Genomic DNA, 17,960 nt, shown 5'->3' with positions numbered 1-17,960 from the left:
ACTGCAGAAAAGTTTGCTGCGGCTTATGGCACCGGAGAGAATCCTAGCATTGCCTTTATGATGGGGCAGGACATCGCGCGCCAAACGGTCTGCCAGGGTCGGAAAGTGACAAGAAACACCGTCGGCCGTCAATATGCTGCGCCGACTACACCCGGCCCAATTCTTGGTCAGCCTGTTCCGAAAGGAACTGCAGGAAGACCCATTCCTGCGGCTGAGTTTTCAAAGTTTGGGTGGAGTGTGAACCTGTGGTGCCGGTGATAAAGCATGTAGTTTGGGCCGGTGTGACGGTGTTTGTTTGCGGGTGTTCTCCCGGCTTGTCCCCAGAACAGTTCCAAGCAAAAGTTCAAGAATTCCAATCACGCTCGGCAGCTGAGATTGCGAGTTACCCAGCTGAAACTTTTTCTGTTGCAGGAATGCGGAAGCGTTACTCCGGGGCTACGTTTCTAGATTACAGCGTTCAGCATGGAACGCAGGTGGAGTACCTCGCCCCGGACGGTAAAACCTTTCTTTGGTACCCGGGAAATACGGCTGTTGTCATTGGGCAATGGACCGTGAAACCACCCGTGGGCGGATCGAAATATGCGCGACTATGCTGGAAATACGGACTGCTGACTTACAACCCGGTTACGCAGAGACCGGGCGGGGAGTTCAGTTGCGTTAACGCAAATCGACACATTTTGGCTGAAGAAGAGTATACTCGAGGAGATCCTTTTGACTTACGCGAGAGCGGAATACCGTTTCCTTTGAAAAAGAAGCGACAGTATTCGATGAAGGAACTAGCCAAACGCAGCGGCGCTTCTGTGGTTTTGGTTCACTAGGTGTTTCCTTCAAGTTTGAGTCTAATAGTTCCACAGACGTGCTGTAATGGAAAAGGGGAGCCCGGAGGCTCCCCTTTCGTTCTTGGGTCTTAGCCAGACTTAGCCCAGCAGCTCTTTCACCTTGGCCACTGTGCCCTCGGCGGTGATGCCGAAACGCTCGAACAGTTCGCCTGCCGGGGCAGAGGCGCCGAAGCGGTCCATGCCGACGAAACCGGCTTTCTTCTCCTGGCCGCGCTCGCCCAGCAGCCAGCGGTCCCAGCCGCCGGCGCGCATGGCGGCCTCGATGCCGACACGGACGGGGCCTGCGGGCAGGACCTTGCGGCGGTAGGCTTCGTCCTGCTGTGCAAACAGCTCCATGCAGGGCATGGAAACAACGCGGGTGCCGATGCCCTCGGCTTCCAGCTTGGCCTTGGCCTCCATCGCGACGGACACTTCGGAGCCGGTGGCGATCAGGATCACCTGGCGCTTACCCTCGGCCTCGGCCAGCACATAGGCGCCTTTTTCGACCATGTTGGTCAGCTTGTGCTCGGTCCGGACGGTCGGCAGGTTCTGACGGGTCAGGGTCATCACCGAAGGGGTGTCTTTGGTGGTCAGGGCAATTTCCCAGGCCTCGGCGGTTTCGACGGTGTCGGCCGGGCGGAACACATAGGTGTTCGGGGTCGCGCGGCAGATTGCCAGGTGTTCAACCGGCTGGTGGGTCGGGCCGTCTTCGCCAACGCCGATCGAGTCGTGGGTCATCACAAACACGGTCGGGATCTTCGACAGGGCGGCCAGGCGCATCGCCGGGCGGGCATAGTCGGTGAAGCAGAAGAAGGTGCCGCCGTAAGCGCGCACGCCGCCGTGCAGCACCATTCCGTTCATCGCTGCGGCCATGCCGTGCTCGCGGATGCCCCAATAGACATAGCGGCCCTTGCGGTTGTCGGTGTCGAAGGTGCCGAGATCGCCGGTCTTGGTGTTGTTGGAGCCGGTGAGGTCGGCAGAGCCGCCCACGGTTTCCGGCATCAAGGGGTTGATGACGGCCAGCGCCATTTCCGAGGATTTACGGGTGGCAACCTTTGGCTGCTCCTCGCTCACCTGCTTTTTCAGCGCCTTGATGGCGGCGGACAGTTTCTTGGGCGCGTCCAGTGCATAGGCACGGTTGAAACGGTCCTGTTTCTGCGTCGACAGCTCGGCAAAACGGGCTTCCCAGGCTTCGCGCTCGGACTTGCCGCGCGCACCGATCTCTTCCCACTGGGATTTGATCTCGCTCGGCACTTCAAACGCGCCGCCGGTCCAGCCATAGGCGTCCTTGGCGGCCTTCAGCTGGTCCGCATCGGTCAGGGCGCCGTGGCCCTTGGAGGTGTCCTGTGCGGCGTGGCCCAGAGCGATATGGGTCTTGCAGGCGATCATCGACGGTTTCTTGGACTTCTTGGCGGCCTCGATGGCCTCGTCGATGGCCTTGGGGTCATGGCCGTCGATTTCCAGCACCTGCCAGCCCGACGCCTTGAAGCGCTGCACCTGGTTGGTGCGGTCGGACAGATCAACGGTGCCGTCGATGGTGATGTTGTTGTTGTCCCAGAACACGATCAGCTTGCCCAGCTGGTGGCGGCCGGCAAGACCGATGGCCTCCTGGCTGATGCCTTCCATCAGGCAGCCGTCGCCGGCGATCACATAGGTGTGGTGATCCACGACCTTGCGGCCGTAATGGGCGCGCTGCATTTCCTCGGCCATGGCAAAGCCGACAGCGTTGGAAATACCCTGACCCAGCGGGCCGGTGGTGGTTTCAACCGCATCCAGCAGGAAGTTTTCCGGGTGGCCCGCAGTCAGCGCGCCGGTCTGGCGGAAGTTCTTGATCTGATCCAGAGTCACCTGGCGGTCGCCAACAAGATACAGCAGCGAATAGATCAGCATCGAGCCGTGGCCCGCCGACAGGATGAACCGGTCACGGTCCGGCCACTGCGGGTTGGATGCATCGAATTTGAGGTGCTTTTCGAACAGCACGGTCGCCACGTCGGCCATGCCGATCGGCATTCCGGTGTGGCCGGAATTGGCGGCGGCGACGGCGTCCAGAGCCAGCGCGCGAATGGCGGCGGCCTTGTTCCAATGGTCGGGATTGGCGGTGCGCAGGGCTGTCAGGTCCACTTGGATCGTCCTTTGGCGTTAACAGGCAATTGCTGCGCTCAATAACAGCGATGCCGCAAAGATCAAGCATGGTTGCGCCTATGTCTTCTATGTTGCGCGAAGTTGGCGCGGCAAGTGGTTGAAACACAAGGGGGGGTGTTTTATCCCTGAAAGGGAAGAACTGGCCCATGTCGGCGGCAGATGCGCGATTCGCGCGGGCGCCGGAACGAATATGGCACTGATGTGGACGGGTGAGGGACAGGCATGAACCAGATTGAAGAATTGCAAGGCCGCATTCAGGCCGCACTTGAGCGTATCGGCACCGGCACGGCTGCGCTGCAGGAGGCGCGCGAAGCGGATAAGGTCAAGGCCGCAGAGGTTGCTGCCGAGGCCGCTAAGGCGGCGGAAGCGGCTGCTGCCGGGGCTGCGACGGCTGAGATCGAACAGGCGCTGGAAGAAGAAAAGCTCGCCAACGCCCAGCTTGAGGAGCGTGTGAAGGTGTTGCGCGCACGTCTGCAGGAGGCCGGAAACCAGGCTCCCGCCGCAAATGAAGATATCGCGGCGATGGAAGCCGAGCTGCAATTGTTGCGCAACGAAGCCGGGGATCCGGCGGAAAAAGAAGCCCTGCGCGGTGAAGTTGCAAGGCTGAAGGGGGAGCTGGAAGCCGCGGCAAATACCGCCGCCAGTGACAAGGAAGCGCTGGAAGACCAGCTGTCTGAGGCCCGGGCTGCCAATGACAGCCTGAAGGCCCAGCTGGAGGAGGCGTCGGCTGCTGCGGCAGCACCGGCGGATACGGCCCCGGCCCAGGACAGGGGCGCAGAGATTGAACGCCAGAATGAAACCCTGCTGCGGCTTGATACCGAACTGCAGCAATTGCGCCAGGCCAACGAGGAGCTGCGTGCCTCCAACACAGCGCTGCGCGATGCAAATGCCCAAAGCCTGGGCGATGCCGGGCTGATCAACACGGCTATGGAAGCCGAGATCGAGGGGCTGCGCGCGGCGCAGGCCAGCGACCAGGCCCAGGTCAACGCGGTGCTGGCCAAGTTGGAGCCGCTCTTGGCCAATGCCCGCAACCTGCCGGAAGGGGAGGAAGTCTGATGCCCGAAGTGACCATAATGATCGGCGGCCGCGGCTTTGAGGTGTCCTGCCAGGAAGGTGAGGAAAGCTATCTGCATTCCGCCGCCAAAATGCTGGATGACGAGGCGCAGGTGCTGTCGGACCAGATCGGCCGGATGCCCGAGGCCCGGATGCTGCTGATGGCCGGGCTGATGCTGGCTGACAAGACCGCCGCGGTCGAGGACCGGATCAAAGAGGTTGAGGCCGTTCTCGCCGAACGCGACCAGGAGCTGGCGGAGTTGCGCGCCATGCCGGCACCGGAACCCGAGCGGATCGAAGTCCCGATCGTGCCGCCGCAGGTTACTGAGAGCCTGGCTGAACTGGCCGCCCGGACCGAGGCGCTGGCCCAGGAAATCGAAGAAAAAGCACAGCCGGCGGGCTGAGATTGTCCCGCGCCTGCGCCCGGGTAAAGGAAAACGGCAAAATATTGTTCCTTTTCCGGCCTTTGCCGGACCCGTTGGAAACACTGTTTTTCATGCAGTCAGGCCGCCCGGCGCTCGTCCGCGGCGGGTGTTTACGATAGCTTCACCGCACGGGCAGAAGTCCTGACGCAGTGGAGCAGCACAGAATGTACGAAGCCTTGATCCTGGGAGTCTTGTTGCTGGCCGGCGCCTCGGCAAGTGCTTATGACTTTGACCTGCCGCTGCCGGAAGACGAGCAGCCCGATACAGAACCCACGGAAAATTCCGACCGCCTGCAGCTTGGCGATGAGGCTGACAGTATTGATGCCGGCAGAGGCAATGATCAGGTGCGCGCCGGCGATGGCGATGACACGGTGTCCGGCGGCCCGGGGCTGGACATACTGCAAGGCGAAGGCGGCGCAGATCTGCTGTCTGGTGGCGAATTCCACGACATTTTGCTGGGCGGTGCGGGCGCGGATGTGCTGGACGGCGAAGGCGGCAAGGATATCCTGTTCGGCGGCACCGGCGACGACACGCTGATGGGCGGGGACTGGGATGATGTGCTTGCAGGCGGCGAAGGTTCGGACGACTTGTCCGGCGGGCGCGGCAACGACAACCTTTTCGGTGTCAGTGTTGACCCGGAGCCGGATGCCGGGACGCTGAAATCCCTGCGCGACGGCGAGGAATCCGCGGAGAATATTTTTGCTTTGTCCGCGGATGATGAGGCTGACACGCTGGACGGCGGCGATGGCAACGACTTCCTGGCCTTGGGGGCAGGGGATACCGCCATTGGCGGCAGCGGCAAGGACGTGTTTGAGCTGCACCGTGATCCGGATGCAACCGGCGTAATCACGATTGAGGATTTTGAGGCCGGAACCGATACCGTTCGGGTTGCTGGCGGCAATACCGGCGGTTTCAGCATTCAGCGGGAGGAAGACAGCGGCGATGCGCTTGTCCTGGAAAACGGCAAACTGGTTGCAAGGCTGCTGGGGGCCGGCGACAGTTTTGCCTTGGAAAACCTGGGCTTTTCGGGCAATGCACCCGCGAATTCAGGCTGACCCGGCCTGAAGCGCCACCGGTTTCGCGCCTGCGATTGCAGACCTGACTTCACTGTTTCTCATTGGGGGACAAATTGTTTAAGGCAATTTTTAGGCAAAATAACAACAAATTCTGGACCAATTTGAAGAATTCCCGTAGCTGAGTTGTGATGTATTTCTGCTTTCTACTTTTGGGGGACTAAATGATTGGCGCACTTGTTCTAAGCACATTGGCAGTTGCCGGCCTGGCGATCAGCTTTGATGACGGCGATGATAACGCGCCCGAGCCGGATCCCATTGATGAAAACCCTGAACCTGTACTGCCAGGGACCCTTCCTACGGATGGGCCGGACGATCTGATCCTGGGGGATGAAGACGATGTTCTGGACGCAGGAACCGGGGCCGACCGGGTGCAGGCCGGGGGCGGCAATGATCAGATCTCGGGCAGCGAGGGCAAAGACACTGTGCTGGCAGGCGACGGCAGCGACACGGTGTCCGGCGGCGCGTTTCATGATCTGATTTACGGTGGCAACGGCAATGACCTTTTGTCCGGCGACGGCGGCCTCGACACAATTTTCGGCGAAGGCGGCAACGATACGCTGGACGGCGGCGACTGGAACGACTCGCTGGTTGGCGGCCTGGGCTATGACAGCCTGACAGGCGGCATCGGAAACGACGTGCTGATTGCCGGCGCAGGAAAAGACGTGGCCGATGGCGGCGAGGGCAATGACACCATCTCCGGCGGCGAATTTCACGACATCGCCTATGGCGGTGCCGGAAACGATTCCCTGTCGGGCGATGGCGGCATTGACGTTCTGTTCGGCGACGCTGGCGACGATACGCTGGATGGCGGCACCTGGGATGACGACCTGATCGGCGGCGATGGCGCGGATGTTCTGAATGGCGGCGCCGGCAATGATGCCCTGAGCGGGGTAAACCTGACGCGGGACCTGACACCGGAAGAGGTTGTCAGCCTGCGCGACCAGGATGAGGGTGCAACGCTTGAGGACGTCGGCTTCTCCAACGCGGACGACGGCGCGGATACGCTGGATGGCGGCGCCGGCAATGACTTCCTGCTGATGGGCGCCGGCGATACCGGAACCGGCGGCGAGGGGCAGGATGACTTCAGCCTGTATATGTCGCAGGACGCAACCGGTGTCATCACCATCACCGATTACACACCGGGCGAAGACGTGGTTCAGCTGGTCTTTGACAATGGCAGCGAAGCCGTGAATGCCGACGACTACAGCGTTGAAAACGATGCGGAAACAGGCGATGCGCTGATCCTGCAGCAGGGCGAGGTTGTGGCCCGGTTGCAGGGGGCCGGCGAAAGCTTTACCGCCGATGACCTGGTGCTGATCGACGCGGCGTAAAACCCCGCATCGGTCACGAAACAAAAAAGGCCTGCCGCAACTGAATGCGGCAGGCCTTTGTAATGAAAAGAGCTTTCAGCTTTTAACCGTTGGCTTCGCGGATCTTGTCGGCAGCATCCTTGTCAAAGGCGATGCTGTTCTGTTCGAACATGCCGTCCAGCTCGCCTGACAGGGTCATCTCGGTGATGATGTCACAACCGCCGACGAATTCGCCCTTGATGTAAAGCTGCGGGATGGTCGGCCAGTCGGAGTATTCCTTGATGCCCGAGCGGATGTCCTCATCCGCCAGCACGTTCACATCGGTGTAGTCCACGCCGATGTAGTTCAGCACGCCCGCCACGCGCGAGGAGAAGCCGCACTGCGGCATTTCCTTGGTGCCTTTCATAAACAGCACCACGTCGCTGGCTTTGACGGTTTCGTCGATGCGGGTTTTTACGTCGGTCATTGGTTCATGTCCTTTTCGTCGTGCCGCCTTGGGTGGACCGGCAGAAAGTCGTTGAGCGCGAGATATGCCACAATGGGCAGCAATAAAAGGGCCGCAGCCGGAGAAACTTGATTTCCCGCAAATTCAAGCAGTCAGCCCAACCGGCCTACTCCGGCGCTTTTGTCGTCAGTGCCAGGGCGTGCAGTTCGCCATCGGGGCCGTCCATCTTGCCTTTCAACGCGGCATAGACGGCGCGCTGCTGCTGGACGCGGTTCTTGCCGCGGAAGCTTTCGTCGACGACCATCGCCGACATGTGAACGCCGTCGGTGCCGGCCACCTGGATTTCAGCGTCAGGGAAGCTTTCGCGCAGCAGTTCTTCGATTTCGTGGGCTTGCATGGGCATCCGGGGAAGTCCTTTGTCTTGTTTGGTAAAAATGTAGGTGGGCGCCGGGGGCTGTGCAAGCGGGATTAACCGCGGTCCTGCGCAAAAGGCGCAAGGGTTTCGACAAATTCCGGCACCGCCGCCAGGGCGTTCTGCACGCTGTTTTCCTCAAAATCCCAAACAGAGGTGGGGTTGTGCGGGCAGAGCGCTGCGGTCAGATCTGCGCAGCGGGTTTGCAGTTCCGGCGGCAAGGGCAGGGCGGCGGCCTCCTGCAGCACCAGCAAAGCTTCGTGGATGGGCCGCAGCACCCGCAGCGCATAGGTCATATGGGTCAGCAGGTCCGGGTCATCCTGCCAGGTTTCGCCGTCAAACAGCACTTGCGTGACCCTTTGGCCGGCCCCGGCGCAAGAATAGGCGACGCAGCCGCCAAAGCCGCACGCAGCCAGGCCGGAATGAATGCTACAGCGGAAATCCGGAGCGAGGTTGGGGCAGGGGGTATCTGCCTGTTTCAGCAGGCCAAAGTCCTCATGCGCCTCAAACGGATAGGCCACACAGCACAGACCTGCGCAGCGGCTGCAATCCTCTGTCAGCTCAGGAAGGGTCATGGGCCGGTCCCCGGTTCAAAACAAAGGGCGGGACGGCTGTGCCATCCCACCCTATGCATCAGTCTGCCACGGTGCCCGGTTCGGGCATTGCGTGTTTTTATCAGGCGACAGCAGCGGCAAAGCTGGAGCGGAAGATGTCCTTCAGCTCTGCCAGCGGTGCTTCGGAGCCGCCGATCTTAACCATGTCGCCGCCGAACTTGCCGACGGTAACCAACGGCACACCGGCCTGGCCGGCAGCCAGCATCAGCGCCTCGGCCTGATCAAAGTTGCAGGCGATCAGGTAGCGCGCCTGGTCTTCGCCGAACACGGTCTGGGTGTCGCCCGCGTCGATCTGCACGCCGACGCCGGCTTCCTCGGCCAACTCGAACGCCGCCAGCGCCAGGCCGCCGTCGCCAAGGTCGGTACAGGCTTTGATGAAATCGCGGTTGGCGCGGATGAATTCGCCGTTGCGCTTCTCCGTCTCCAGATCGACCGCCGGGGCGTCGCCGTCCTCGCGGTTAAAGACCTCGGCCAGCAGTGCCGACTGGCCCAAGTGGCCAATGGTTTCCCCCACCAGCAGGGCGACATGGCCGTCGCGGGCTTCGCCGGTGATCGGCTCCTCGCCCGCCGCAATCAGGCCCACGGCGCCGATGGTCGGGGTCGGCAGGATGCCCTTGCCGTCGGTCTCATTGTACAGCGATACGTTGCCGGAGACGATCGGCATGTCGAGCGCGGCCACGGCTTCGCCGATGCCTTTGATGGCGCCGACAAACTGGCCCATGATCTCGGGCTTTTCGGGGTTTCCGAAGTTCAGGTTATCCGTTGTTGCCAAGGGTTTGGCGCCCACAGCTGTCAGATTGCGGTAAGCTTCGGCCACCGCCTGTTTGCCGCCCTCAAAGGGGTTCGCCATCACGTAGCGCGGGGTCACGTCCGAGGTGAATGCCAGCTTTTTACCGGTGCCGTGCACCCGGACAATACCGGAACCGGCGCCGGGGCGGCGGGCGGTATCGCCCATCACGGTGGTGTCGTACTGCTCATAAACCCACTGCTTGCCCGCATAGTTGGGCGAGGTGAGCAGCGCCTTGAGGCCATCAATCGGATCAATGGTGGGCACGTCGGCGTCGGTCAGCGGTTCAGCCGCCGGGGTCGGGACCCAGGGGCGGTCGTATTCCGGCGCGGTGGAGGCCAGTTTGGACAGTACCAGATCCGCCTTCACGTCGCCGTTATGCAGGATCAGGAAACGGTCTTCGGCAATGGTCTCGCCGACAATGGCGAAATCCAGGTCCCATTTTTCGAACACCGCACGCGCTTCGGCTTCCAGCGACGGCTTCAGCACCATCAGCATGCGTTCCTGAGATTCCGACAGCATCATCTCGTAGGCTGTCATGTTCTCTTCGCGCTGCGGCACGTCTTCCAGGTTCAGCTTGACGCCCAGTTTGCCCTTGTCGCCCATTTCCACGGCCGAGCAGGTGAGGCCAGCCGCACCCATATCCTGGATCGAGATCACCGCGCCGGTCTGCATCAGTTCCAGCGTGGCTTCCATCAGGCGCTTTTCGGTGAAGGGATCGCCGACCTGAACGGTGGGGCGCTTTTCCTCAATGGTGTCATCGAATTCTGCCGACGCCATGGTGGCGCCGCCAACGCCGTCACGACCGGTCTTGGCGCCCAGATACACAACCGGCATGCCAACGCCTGACGCGGCGGAATAAAAGATGGCGTCGGTTTTTGCCAGGCCCGCAGCAAAGGCGTTCACCAGGCAGTTGCCGTTGTAGGCGGGGTGAAAGCGGACTTCACCGCCCGCGCAGGGCACGCCAAAGCAGTTGCCGTAGCCGCCGATGCCCTCAACCACGCCGTTGACCAGCTGGCGGGTCTTGTGGTGGGACGGCTCGCCAAAGGACAGCGAGTTCATCGAGGCGATGGGCCGCGCGCCCATTGTGAAGACGTCACGCAGGATGCCGCCAACCCCGGTTGCCGCACCCTGATAGGGTTCGATGTAAGAGGGGTGGTTGTGGCTTTCCATCTTGAACACCACCGCGTCGCCATCGCCGATGTCGACGATGCCGGCGTTTTCGCCGGGGCCGCAGATCACTTGCGGGCCATCGGTCGGCAGGGTGCGCAGCCATTTCTTGGAGGACTTGTAAGAGCAGTGCTCGTTCCACATCGCCGAGAAAATGCCCAGCTCGGTGAAGGTCGGCTCGCGCCCGATGATTTCCAGGATCAGATCGTATTCGTCGGGCTTCAGCCCGTGATTGGCAATCAGTTCAGGCGTGATGGCGGGTTCCTGCATCCGTAAACGTCCCCAATGGCTGCGATTGCGCGCCTTTTAGGGCAAGGAGGGGCGCGGGGGAAGCGGAATCAGCCGGCTCCCGGCCAGATGCCGGCAGAGGCGTCTTTGCGCCGCAGCGGCTGATCCGCTGAACTGGGTTAAGCTTTAGTCTTTTCAAAGCGGTAGATTTGCGGGCGTGCGGTTGGCCAAGCGCTGAAATTACAAGCATGACGAAAGTCTGCGGTGTTTGGAAAAAGAAAAGAAAAGACTTTGTTTTTTCCGCGCTGCTATCCAAGGGCATGTCCAGCCCCATTGGCGGGCCGCCGCAAGCTGTCAGGACCAGGGCACGCTTGTCCAGATCGTCTGTCGATCAATACCCCTTTGGGGTCAATGTGTTACGGCCAAAAAAAAGGCCGAGCACTAAGCTCGGCCGAAGTCCAACAGGGAGGTATGAAGGGGGGCGAAGCCGCCGCCTTCATGAGCTTCATTTAGGGCGCCGGGCCTGCCCCTTCAAGGGGATTAATGTCAAAGATGGGTCAATGCTGGTATGCGGAAATTGCATGGCTTGGGGCGCTGCACCGGTTCGGACAAATCAAAACCGGCCACGACGCTGCATTGCAGCGCGAACTTGGCCCGCTGATGCGTCGGCGCGGGTCAGAGTTTCCCCAGCTCTTTCATATGCTTCCGGTGCGCCATGATTTCGGATTGCACAAAATCGCGGAACGCGCCGACCCGCTGGGAATGGCGCAGTTCTTCGGGGTAGGCGAGGTAGACCGGCACGCTGTGCTGATCCTCTTCCGGCAGCACCTCGACCAGTTGCGGGAATTCCTCGGTCACATAATCCGGCAGAATGCCGACCCCCAGATTGTGCAGCACGCCCTGCAGCACGCCGAAATAGTTGTTGACGGTCAGCAGCGACCCCGGGTTATGGGCCATCAGCATTTTACCAAGAACCGCGGCTGAACCCACTTGGGCGGAGCGCTGGTTCTGACAGATCAGCCGGTGCTGGGAAATGTCTTCAGCGGTTTCCAAAGTGCCGCGCTGTTCCAGATAGGCCGGAGAGGCATATAGACCCATCCGCACCGTCATCAGCCGCTTGCGCACCAGATCGGCCTGGCTGGGTTCTTTCATGCGGATGGCCACATCGGCCTCGCGCATCGGCAGGTCCAGAACACGTTCTTCCAGCATAAGGTCGATTTTCAGATTGGGATACTGCTCATACAGTTTGGTCAGCCGCGGCGCCAGCCACAGGGTGCCGAAACCCACAGTGGTAGTGACGCGCAACTCGCCGAACACTTCCTCCTCGCTGTCGCGGATGCGGGCAGAGGCGGCTTCAAGCCGGGTGGACATGGATTGGGTGGCGTCAAACAGCAGCTCACCCTGTTCGGTGAGAATCAGTCCGCGCGCATGGCGGTGAAAAAGCGTCGCATTCAGGCTCTCTTCCAGTGCCCGGATCTGGCGGCTGACCGCCGATTGCGACAGATTCAGCCTGTCACCGGCATGGGTCAGGCTGCCCGCATCGGCCACCGCGTGAAATATTCTGAGCTTATCCCAATCCATATGCGTTACTTTCTGTGCGTTTGGGGCCGACTGTATGAAATCTTAGTTATGTATCAGTTTCCGTGACGCAAGCGAGCAAAAACGAAAAAAAAGCGGCTATTCAGGTCAGTAATTATGACCTATTCTTGGGGTCAGAAAGTGCAAGCTAATCCCGGTTGAGGAGGCCACGATGAGCACGCCGAAAATCTCACTTAATGACAAGTACGACCTGACGAAATCGCCGGTGCTGCTGAATGGCACCCAGGCGCTGGTGCGGCTGATGCTGATGCAAAAGCACCGCGACCGGGCGGCGGGTCTCAATACCGCCGGACTTGTCACCGGCTACCGCGGTTCGCCCCTGGGTGCTGTCGACCTGCAGATGAGCAAGGCCGAGAAGCATCTGAAGGCGGCGGATGTCACCTTCCAGTACGGTCTGAACGAAGATCTGGCCGTGACCGCCCTGTGGGGGGCGCAGCAGGCCGAGGTCCGCGGCGAAGGCAAATACGACGGTGTATTCGGCCTGTGGTACGGCAAGGGGCCGGGTGTTGACCGCTCGGGCGATGCGATCCGCCATGCCAATATGGCCGGCTCGTCAAAACACGGCGGCGTGCTGCTGGCGATGGGCGATGACCACACCGGCGAAAGCTCCACCGTGCTGCACCAGTCGGAATGGTCGCTCTTGGACTGCTACCTGCCAATCGTCAGCCCGGCGGGTGTGCAGGAAATCCTTGATTACGGCATCTATGGCTATGCGTTGTCGCGCTTTTCGGGCCTGTGGACCGGCCTCAAGACCATGAAGGACACGATCGAAGTCACCTCGGTTGTGGATGCAAACCCGGACCGGATGCAGCTGGTCACGCCGGAATTCGACATGCCGGCAGATGGGCTGAACATCCGCCTGGACGACGACCGCTTCCGCCAGGAAGACCGGATCATCGACTACAAGCGCTTCGCGGCAGAGGCTTTCAGCCACGCCAATAAGATGGACAAGCGCATGTGGGGCAAACCCGGCGCCAAGATCGGCTTTGTTGCCGCCGGCAAGAACTGGCTTGATCTGGTGCACGCGCTGAAGCTGCTGAACATCGACGAAAACATGGCCGAGCGGTTGGGCATTACCACCTATAAGGTGGGCCAGACTTTCCCGATGGACATGAAGGGTTTCCACGACTGGGCCGAAGGCCTGGACCTGATCGTTGTGGTCGAGGAAAAGCGCAAGCTGATCGAGATCCAGATCAAGGAAGCGATCTTTGACGACCGCCAGGGCCGCCGGGTCTATGGCTGGTACAAGGGCGGCGCCGGCAGCATGCACCGCGAGGAGCTGTTCCCGACCCGCTATGCGCTGGACCCGATCATGATCGCCGAAAAACTGGGCGGCATCCTGATTGAGGAAGGCCGCGAGACCGAGGCCATCCGGGCCGGCCTCGAAAACCTGTCAGAGGCCCGCCGCGCCGACAACGCCGAGGAAATCGCATCCCGCTTGCCCTACTTCTGCTCGGGCTGCCCGCACAACTCGTCAACCAAACTGCCGGAAGGCTCCCGCGCCTATGCCGGCATCGGCTGCCACTTTATGGTGCAATGGATGGACCGCGAGACCACCGGCTTCACCCATATGGGCGGCGAGGGCGTCAACTGGGTGGGCGAGGCTCCGTTCTCCAACCGCAAACATGTGTTCCAGAACCTGGGCGACGGCACCTATAACCACTCCGGTGTGCAGGCGATCCGTGCCGCATTGGCCGAAGGCACCAACATCACCTACAAGATCCTCTATAATGACGCGGTGGCGATGACCGGTGGCCAGCAGGCCGAGGGCGGGCTGACCGCGCAGCAGATCGCGCATGAGCTGACCGCGATGGGCGTTAAAACCATGGCCGTGGTCTATGACGAGAAGGAAGACGTCGACGCCACGCTGTTCCCGGCCGGCATGCGGATGCACGAACGCGCCGAAATGATGAAGATCCAGCGCGAATTTGAAGAGGTCGAAGGCGTTTCTGCGATTATCTATATCCAGACCTGCGCGGCTGAGAAACGCCGCCGCCGCAAGAAGGGCCAGTTCCCGGACCCGGACCAGCGGGTGTTCATCAACACCGATGTCTGCGAAGGCTGCGGCGATTGCGGGGTGCAATCCAACTGCGTCTCCATCGTGCCCAAGGACACCGAACTGGGCCGCAAACGGGCGATTGACCAGTCGTCGTGCAACAAGGACTTCTCCTGCGTCAACGGTTTCTGTCCTTCGTTTGTGACGGTCGAGGGTGCCAAGATCCGCAAGGAGGCGACCGCCGACATCGACCTGCCGCATCTGCCAAAGCCGGAACTGCCGGCCATTGACGGCACCCACAACGTGGTAATCACCGGTGTTGGCGGAACCGGCGTTGTGACCATCGGCGCCATTCTGGCGCAAGCTGCACAGATTGACGGCAAGGGCGCCGGACTGATGGAAATGGCGGGTCTCGCCCAAAAGGGCGGCGCGGTGCATATCCACTGCCGGATTGCCAACACCCCCGATGACATCTCGGCGATCCGCGTCGCCACCGGCGAGGCGCATGCGCTGATCGGCGGCGACCTGGTGGTGAGTGCGGGGGCCAAGACCCTGGGCCTAACCTCTACTGGCCAGACCGGCGCCGTGGTGAACAGCCATGAAATCATCACCGGCGAGTTCACCAAGAACACCGAGTTCAAGGTGCCGACCGACCGCCTGGAAGTGGCGCTGCAGGCCCGCCTGCGTGACCGGGTCGATCTGTTCGATGCGTCCGAACTGGCCCGCGCCACCATGGGGGATTCGATCTTCTCCAATATGATGGTGTTCGGCGGCGCCTGGCAGCGCGGCCTGGTGCCTGTCAGCTTTGAGGCGATCAAGCAGGCGATCACGCTGAACGGCGCCGCTGTGGAGCGCAACCTGCGCGCCTTCGATATCGGCCGCTGGGCGGTGCTGCACCCCGAAGACGCGGCCCGTCTGAGCCGGCCGGACACATCAGAAAAGCCGAAAACCCTCGAGGAGAAGATCGCCTTCCGTGCCGATCATCTGGTGGCATATCAGGGCAAAGGGCTGGCCAGGCGTTATGCTAGGCTGCTCGACGGTATCAGCGATCCCGCGCTGAAAGAGGCAGCGGCAAAGGGCTATCACAAGCTGTTGTCCTACAAGGACGAATACGAAGTCGCCCGCCTGCTGCTCGACAGCCGCGCCAAGGCGGAGGCGGAGTTTGAAGGCGACCTCAAGCTGTCCTATCACCTGGCGCCGCCGATGCTGGGCGGCACCGATGCGGACGGGCGTCCGAAAAAACGCAAGTTCAGTGCAAGCATGGAGCGCGGTTTCCGCCTGCTGGCCAAGCTGAAACGCTTGCGCGGCACACCGCTCGACATCTTCGGCTACACCGAGGAACGCAAGATGGAGCGCGCCCTGATCAAGCAATATGAAGCGGACATGATGGAGTGGTTGCCGAAAGCGGCGCCGGACATCATGGAGCCTCTGCTGGCATTGGCTGAATTGCCGCTCTCGATCCGCGGTTTCGGTCCGGTGAAGATGGCAAATGAGCAGAAAGCCGCGAAGCGCCGTGAGGAGCTGCTGGCAGCCCTGCGCCAGGGCGGCGTGCCGCTGAAACACGCGGCAGAGTAACCAGGGGCCGGGCGGGACACTCCCGCCCGTTCCGGGCCATCCGCAGGATGGTCCTTCCCGGTTGGGCCCGGCGCCGCGCTGACGCGCGGCGTTTGCCGTTCCGCCGCTTCTTTCTGGTCCTGAATACCCCGGGGTCCGGGGCAGCGCCCCGGTCTGCCTTTGCCGCAACGATACTTGCAGCGTTCCGGCGCCAATGGCCAAAGAGACAAAAGCACTTATGGATTTCTTTCGCAAAGCGACGTATGAGCTTTCTTCAGTACCGCTCAAATCCCACGGGTATGGGTTTGAGTTCGAAGAGAAACACCACGCGTGAGAAGGCGACATGGCTGTAGGCATCTTTGATTCAGGATTGGGCGGGCTGACCGTCCTTGACGCCGTGCAGAAACGTCTGCCGGATTTGGATTTCCTTTACTACGGCGACAACGCCCGCGCGCCCTACGGTGTGCGCGATGCCGAAGATGTCTATCAGCTGACCAGGGCTGCGGTCGAAGATATGTGGAGCAAAGGCTGCGATCTGGTGATCCTGGCCTGCAACACCGCCTCTGCTGCGGCACTGCGCCGGATGCAGGAGGGCGGGCTGCCCAAGGGCAAACGGGTGCTGGGCGTTTTTGTCCCTCTCATTGAAGCGCTGACAGAGCGCCAGTGGGGCGACAATTCGCCTCCGCGCGAAGTCGAAGTGAAACACGTTGCGCTGTTTGCCACGCCTGCAACTGTCGCCAGCCGCGCCTTTCAACGGGAGCTGGCTTTCCGCGCCATTGGTGTGGATGTCGAGGCCCAGGCCTGCGGCGGTGTGGTGGACGCAATCGAGGACGGCGACATGATCCTCGCCGAGGCCCTGGTGCGCTCCCATGTGGATGCCCTGCAACGTAAAATGCCGCATCCGCAAGCCGCCATTCTGGGCTGCACCCATTACCCGCTGATGGAACAGACTTTCCAGGCGGCACTGGGACCCGGGGTCAAAGTGTTCAGCCAGGGCAACCTGGTTGCGGACAGTCTGGCGGATTACCTGACACGGCATCCCGACATGCACGGCACTGGTGCCGGCGGTTTCTTCACCACCGGAAACCCGGGCCGCGTCAGCGACCGGGCGACCCAGTTTCTCCGACGGGAAATCACCTTTCAGGCCGCCTGAGAACAGACCGCGCGGAACCTTGTTCCAGGTCAAAGTGCACGGGCGCATTTCCTCCTAATTCTCTCCGCAGATGGCTGCGGAACGGCAAATCACATTGAAAGACGAGGTCTGACATGACCCATAAAGTGGCTATTCTTGGCGCTTCCGGCTACACTGGCGCAGAACTGGTGCGGCTGATCGCCCAGCATCCGAACCTCGAAATTGCGGCGCTCTCTGCCGACCGCAAGGCCGGCATGACAATGGCGGAAGTTTTCCCGCATCTGCGCCATATGGAACTGCCGGTACTGTGCAAGATCGGCGAGATTGATTTCGCCGGCATTGATCTGTGCTTCTGCGCTCTGCCGCATAAGACCAGCCAGGAAGTGATTGCGGCGCTGCCCGCAAGCCTGAAGATCGTGGATCTGTCGGCAGACTTCCGGCTGCGTGATCCGGCTGAGTACGAGAAATGGTACGGTAATCCCCATTCCGCGTTGGAACAGCAGGAGGAGGCGGTCTATGGCCTCACCGAGTTCTACCGGGATGAGATCAAATCCGCGCGGCTGGTGGCCGGCACGGGGTGCAACGCAGCCACCGGTCAGTTTGCCCTGCGCCCGTTGATTTCGGCTGGGGTCATTGATCTGGACGACATTATTCTGGATCTGAAATGCGCTGTCTCAGGCGCCGGCCGGTCGCTCAAGGAAAACCTGCTGCATGCAGAGCTGAGCGAGGGCTATAACGCCTATGCCATCGGCAGCACCCACCGGCATCTGGGCGAATTCGACCAGGAGTTCAGCAAGATCGCGGGCCGCCCCGTACAGGTGCAATTCACCCCGCATCTGCTGCCAGTCAACCGGGGCATTCTGGCGACCGTTTATGTAAAAGGCGACGCGCGGACGATCCATGACACCTTTGCCAAGGCTTACGCAGATGAGCCCTTTATCGAACTGCTGCCCTTTGGCGAGGCCCCCAGCACCCACCATGTGCGCGGCTCCAACTTCTGCCATATCGGTGTGGCGCAGGACCGGATCGAAGGCCGGACCATTGTGATTGCAGCACTTGATAACCTGACAAAAGGTAGCAGCGGCCAGGCCTTGCAGAACGCAAACCTGATGTTAGGTGAGACTGAGACCGAAGGTCTGATGATGGCGCCGCTGTTCCCCTGATCCGGGAGGCGGCGCAGGCAGGGACCTTGAAATGAG

13 protein-coding genes and 1 pseudogene are annotated in these 17,960 nt (G+C 61.3%); 8 read left to right on the top strand and 6 right to left on the bottom strand.

Going from position 1 to position 17,960, the window contains the following annotated elements; all coding sequences use genetic code 11:
* Positions 1 to 917: 917 nt before the first annotated feature.
* Positions 918 to 2,939, bottom strand: coding sequence for a transketolase (gene tkt / locus ETW24_RS10240; protein ID WP_129370965.1), 2,022 nt, complete (start codon positions 2,937 to 2,939; stop codon positions 918 to 920).
* 243 nt (positions 2,940 to 3,182) lie between these two features.
* On the opposite strand from tkt, the gene ETW24_RS10235 reads away from it, so the two are divergent.
* From ETW24_RS10235 to ETW24_RS10220, 4 genes are all read left to right on the top strand, one after another.
* On the top strand, positions 3,183 to 4,016 hold the full coding sequence (locus ETW24_RS10235) for a colicin transporter (protein WP_129370964.1): 834 nt from the start codon (positions 3,183 to 3,185) through the stop codon (positions 4,014 to 4,016).
* Entirely contained in the window at positions 4,016 to 4,417 is a 402-nt protein-coding gene (locus ETW24_RS10230; RefSeq protein ID WP_129370963.1) for a cell division protein ZapA, read from the top strand. The genes ETW24_RS10235 and ETW24_RS10230 overlap by 1 nt, the downstream gene beginning before the upstream one ends.
* Positions 4,418 to 4,602: 185 nt before the next feature.
* A complete protein-coding gene (locus tag ETW24_RS10225) occupies positions 4,603 to 5,493 on the top strand; it encodes a calcium-binding protein (RefSeq protein ID WP_129370962.1) in 891 nt (296 codons plus the stop codon).
* Positions 5,494 to 5,675: 182 nt separating this feature from the next.
* On the top strand, positions 5,676 to 6,845 hold the full coding sequence (locus tag ETW24_RS10220) for a calcium-binding protein (RefSeq protein ID WP_129370961.1): 1,170 nt from the start codon (positions 5,676 to 5,678) through the stop codon (positions 6,843 to 6,845).
* 82 nt (positions 6,846 to 6,927) lie between these two features.
* Here the strand turns inward: ETW24_RS10220 and grxD are convergent, their stop codons facing one another.
* The 5 genes from grxD to ETW24_RS10195 form a co-directional block, all read right to left on the bottom strand.
* The gene (grxD, locus tag ETW24_RS10215; RefSeq protein ID WP_129370960.1) at positions 6,928 to 7,290 is read right to left on the bottom strand and encodes a Grx4 family monothiol glutaredoxin; all 363 of its coding nucleotides are present in this window, start codon (positions 7,288 to 7,290) and stop codon (positions 6,928 to 6,930) included.
* A 145-nt stretch (positions 7,291 to 7,435) separates the two neighbouring features.
* Complete coding sequence (locus ETW24_RS10210) at positions 7,436 to 7,672, bottom strand: BolA/IbaG family iron-sulfur metabolism protein (RefSeq protein WP_019297755.1); 237 nt, start codon at positions 7,670 to 7,672, stop codon at positions 7,436 to 7,438.
* Between the two features lie 65 nt (positions 7,673 to 7,737).
* Positions 7,738 to 8,256, bottom strand: coding sequence for a hypothetical protein (locus tag ETW24_RS10205; protein WP_254695737.1), 519 nt, complete (start codon positions 8,254 to 8,256; stop codon positions 7,738 to 7,740).
* A 100-nt stretch (positions 8,257 to 8,356) separates the two neighbouring features.
* On the bottom strand, positions 8,357 to 10,522 hold the full coding sequence (gene purL / locus ETW24_RS10200; protein ID WP_129370959.1) for a phosphoribosylformylglycinamidine synthase subunit PurL: 2,166 nt from the start codon (positions 10,520 to 10,522) through the stop codon (positions 8,357 to 8,359).
* A gap of 633 nt (positions 10,523 to 11,155) precedes the next feature.
* The gene (locus ETW24_RS10195; protein WP_129370958.1) at positions 11,156 to 12,061 is read right to left on the bottom strand and encodes a LysR family transcriptional regulator; all 906 of its coding nucleotides are present in this window, start codon (positions 12,059 to 12,061) and stop codon (positions 11,156 to 11,158) included.
* 169 nt (positions 12,062 to 12,230) lie between these two features.
* Here ETW24_RS10195 and ETW24_RS10190 point away from each other — a divergent pair, with 169 nt between their 5' ends.
* The 4 genes and pseudogenes from ETW24_RS10190 to argC all read left to right on the top strand — a co-directional run bounded on the left by ETW24_RS10190 (position 12,231) and on the right by argC (position 17,924).
* Positions 12,231 to 15,650: an indolepyruvate ferredoxin oxidoreductase family protein gene (locus ETW24_RS10190; protein WP_129370957.1), complete on the top strand. Its 3,420-nt coding sequence runs from the start codon at positions 12,231 to 12,233 to the stop codon at positions 15,648 to 15,650.
* Positions 15,651 to 15,840: 190 nt separating this feature from the next.
* Positions 15,841 to 15,963, top strand: a pseudogene (locus tag ETW24_RS24810) (lysophospholipid acyltransferase family protein); the annotation flags it as partial.
* A gap of 9 nt (positions 15,964 to 15,972) precedes the next feature.
* Positions 15,973 to 16,782, top strand: coding sequence for a glutamate racemase (gene murI, locus ETW24_RS10180; RefSeq protein WP_129370956.1), 810 nt, complete (start codon positions 15,973 to 15,975; stop codon positions 16,780 to 16,782).
* A gap of 113 nt (positions 16,783 to 16,895) precedes the next feature.
* Positions 16,896 to 17,924: an N-acetyl-gamma-glutamyl-phosphate reductase gene (gene argC / locus ETW24_RS10175; RefSeq protein WP_129370955.1), complete on the top strand. Its 1,029-nt coding sequence runs from the start codon at positions 16,896 to 16,898 to the stop codon at positions 17,922 to 17,924.
* The last annotated feature ends 36 nt before the right edge of the window (positions 17,925 to 17,960 follow it).

Source organism: Leisingera sp. NJS204 (assembly GCF_004123675.1).
In the GTDB taxonomy this organism is placed as follows: Bacteria; Pseudomonadota; Alphaproteobacteria; order Rhodobacterales; family Rhodobacteraceae; genus Leisingera.
Note: the sequence above shows the minus strand (reverse complement) of the source record. Positions and strands in the feature narration are given on the sequence as shown.

What these genes read in the sequence shown, in the direction of transcription:
- ETW24_RS10235 (WP_129370964.1), top strand. Translation starts at nt 3,183, where the DNA reads ATGAACCAGATTGAAGAATTGCAAGGCCGCATTCAGGCCGCACTTGAG.
- ETW24_RS10230 (WP_129370963.1), top strand. Translation starts at nt 4,016, where the DNA reads ATGCCCGAAGTGACCATAATGATCGGCGGCCGCGGCTTTGAGGTGTCC.
- ETW24_RS10225 (WP_129370962.1), top strand. Translation starts at nt 4,603, where the DNA reads ATGTACGAAGCCTTGATCCTGGGAGTCTTGTTGCTGGCCGGCGCCTCG.
- ETW24_RS10220 (WP_129370961.1), top strand. Translation starts at nt 5,676, where the DNA reads ATGATTGGCGCACTTGTTCTAAGCACATTGGCAGTTGCCGGCCTGGCG.
- grxD (WP_129370960.1), bottom strand. Translation starts at nt 7,290, where the DNA reads ATGACCGACGTAAAAACCCGCATCGACGAAACCGTCAAAGCCAGCGAC.
- ETW24_RS10210 (WP_019297755.1), bottom strand. Translation starts at nt 7,672, where the DNA reads ATGCCCATGCAAGCCCACGAAATCGAAGAACTGCTGCGCGAAAGCTTC.
- ETW24_RS10205 (WP_254695737.1), bottom strand. Translation starts at nt 8,256, where the DNA reads ATGACCCTTCCTGAGCTGACAGAGGATTGCAGCCGCTGCGCAGGTCTG.
- purL (WP_129370959.1), bottom strand. Translation starts at nt 10,522, where the DNA reads ATGCAGGAACCCGCCATCACGCCTGAACTGATTGCCAATCACGGGCTG.
- ETW24_RS10195 (WP_129370958.1), bottom strand. Translation starts at nt 12,061, where the DNA reads ATGGATTGGGATAAGCTCAGAATATTTCACGCGGTGGCCGATGCGGGC.
- ETW24_RS10190 (WP_129370957.1), top strand. Translation starts at nt 12,231, where the DNA reads ATGAGCACGCCGAAAATCTCACTTAATGACAAGTACGACCTGACGAAA.
- murI (WP_129370956.1), top strand. Translation starts at nt 15,973, where the DNA reads ATGGCTGTAGGCATCTTTGATTCAGGATTGGGCGGGCTGACCGTCCTT.
- argC (WP_129370955.1), top strand. Translation starts at nt 16,896, where the DNA reads ATGACCCATAAAGTGGCTATTCTTGGCGCTTCCGGCTACACTGGCGCA.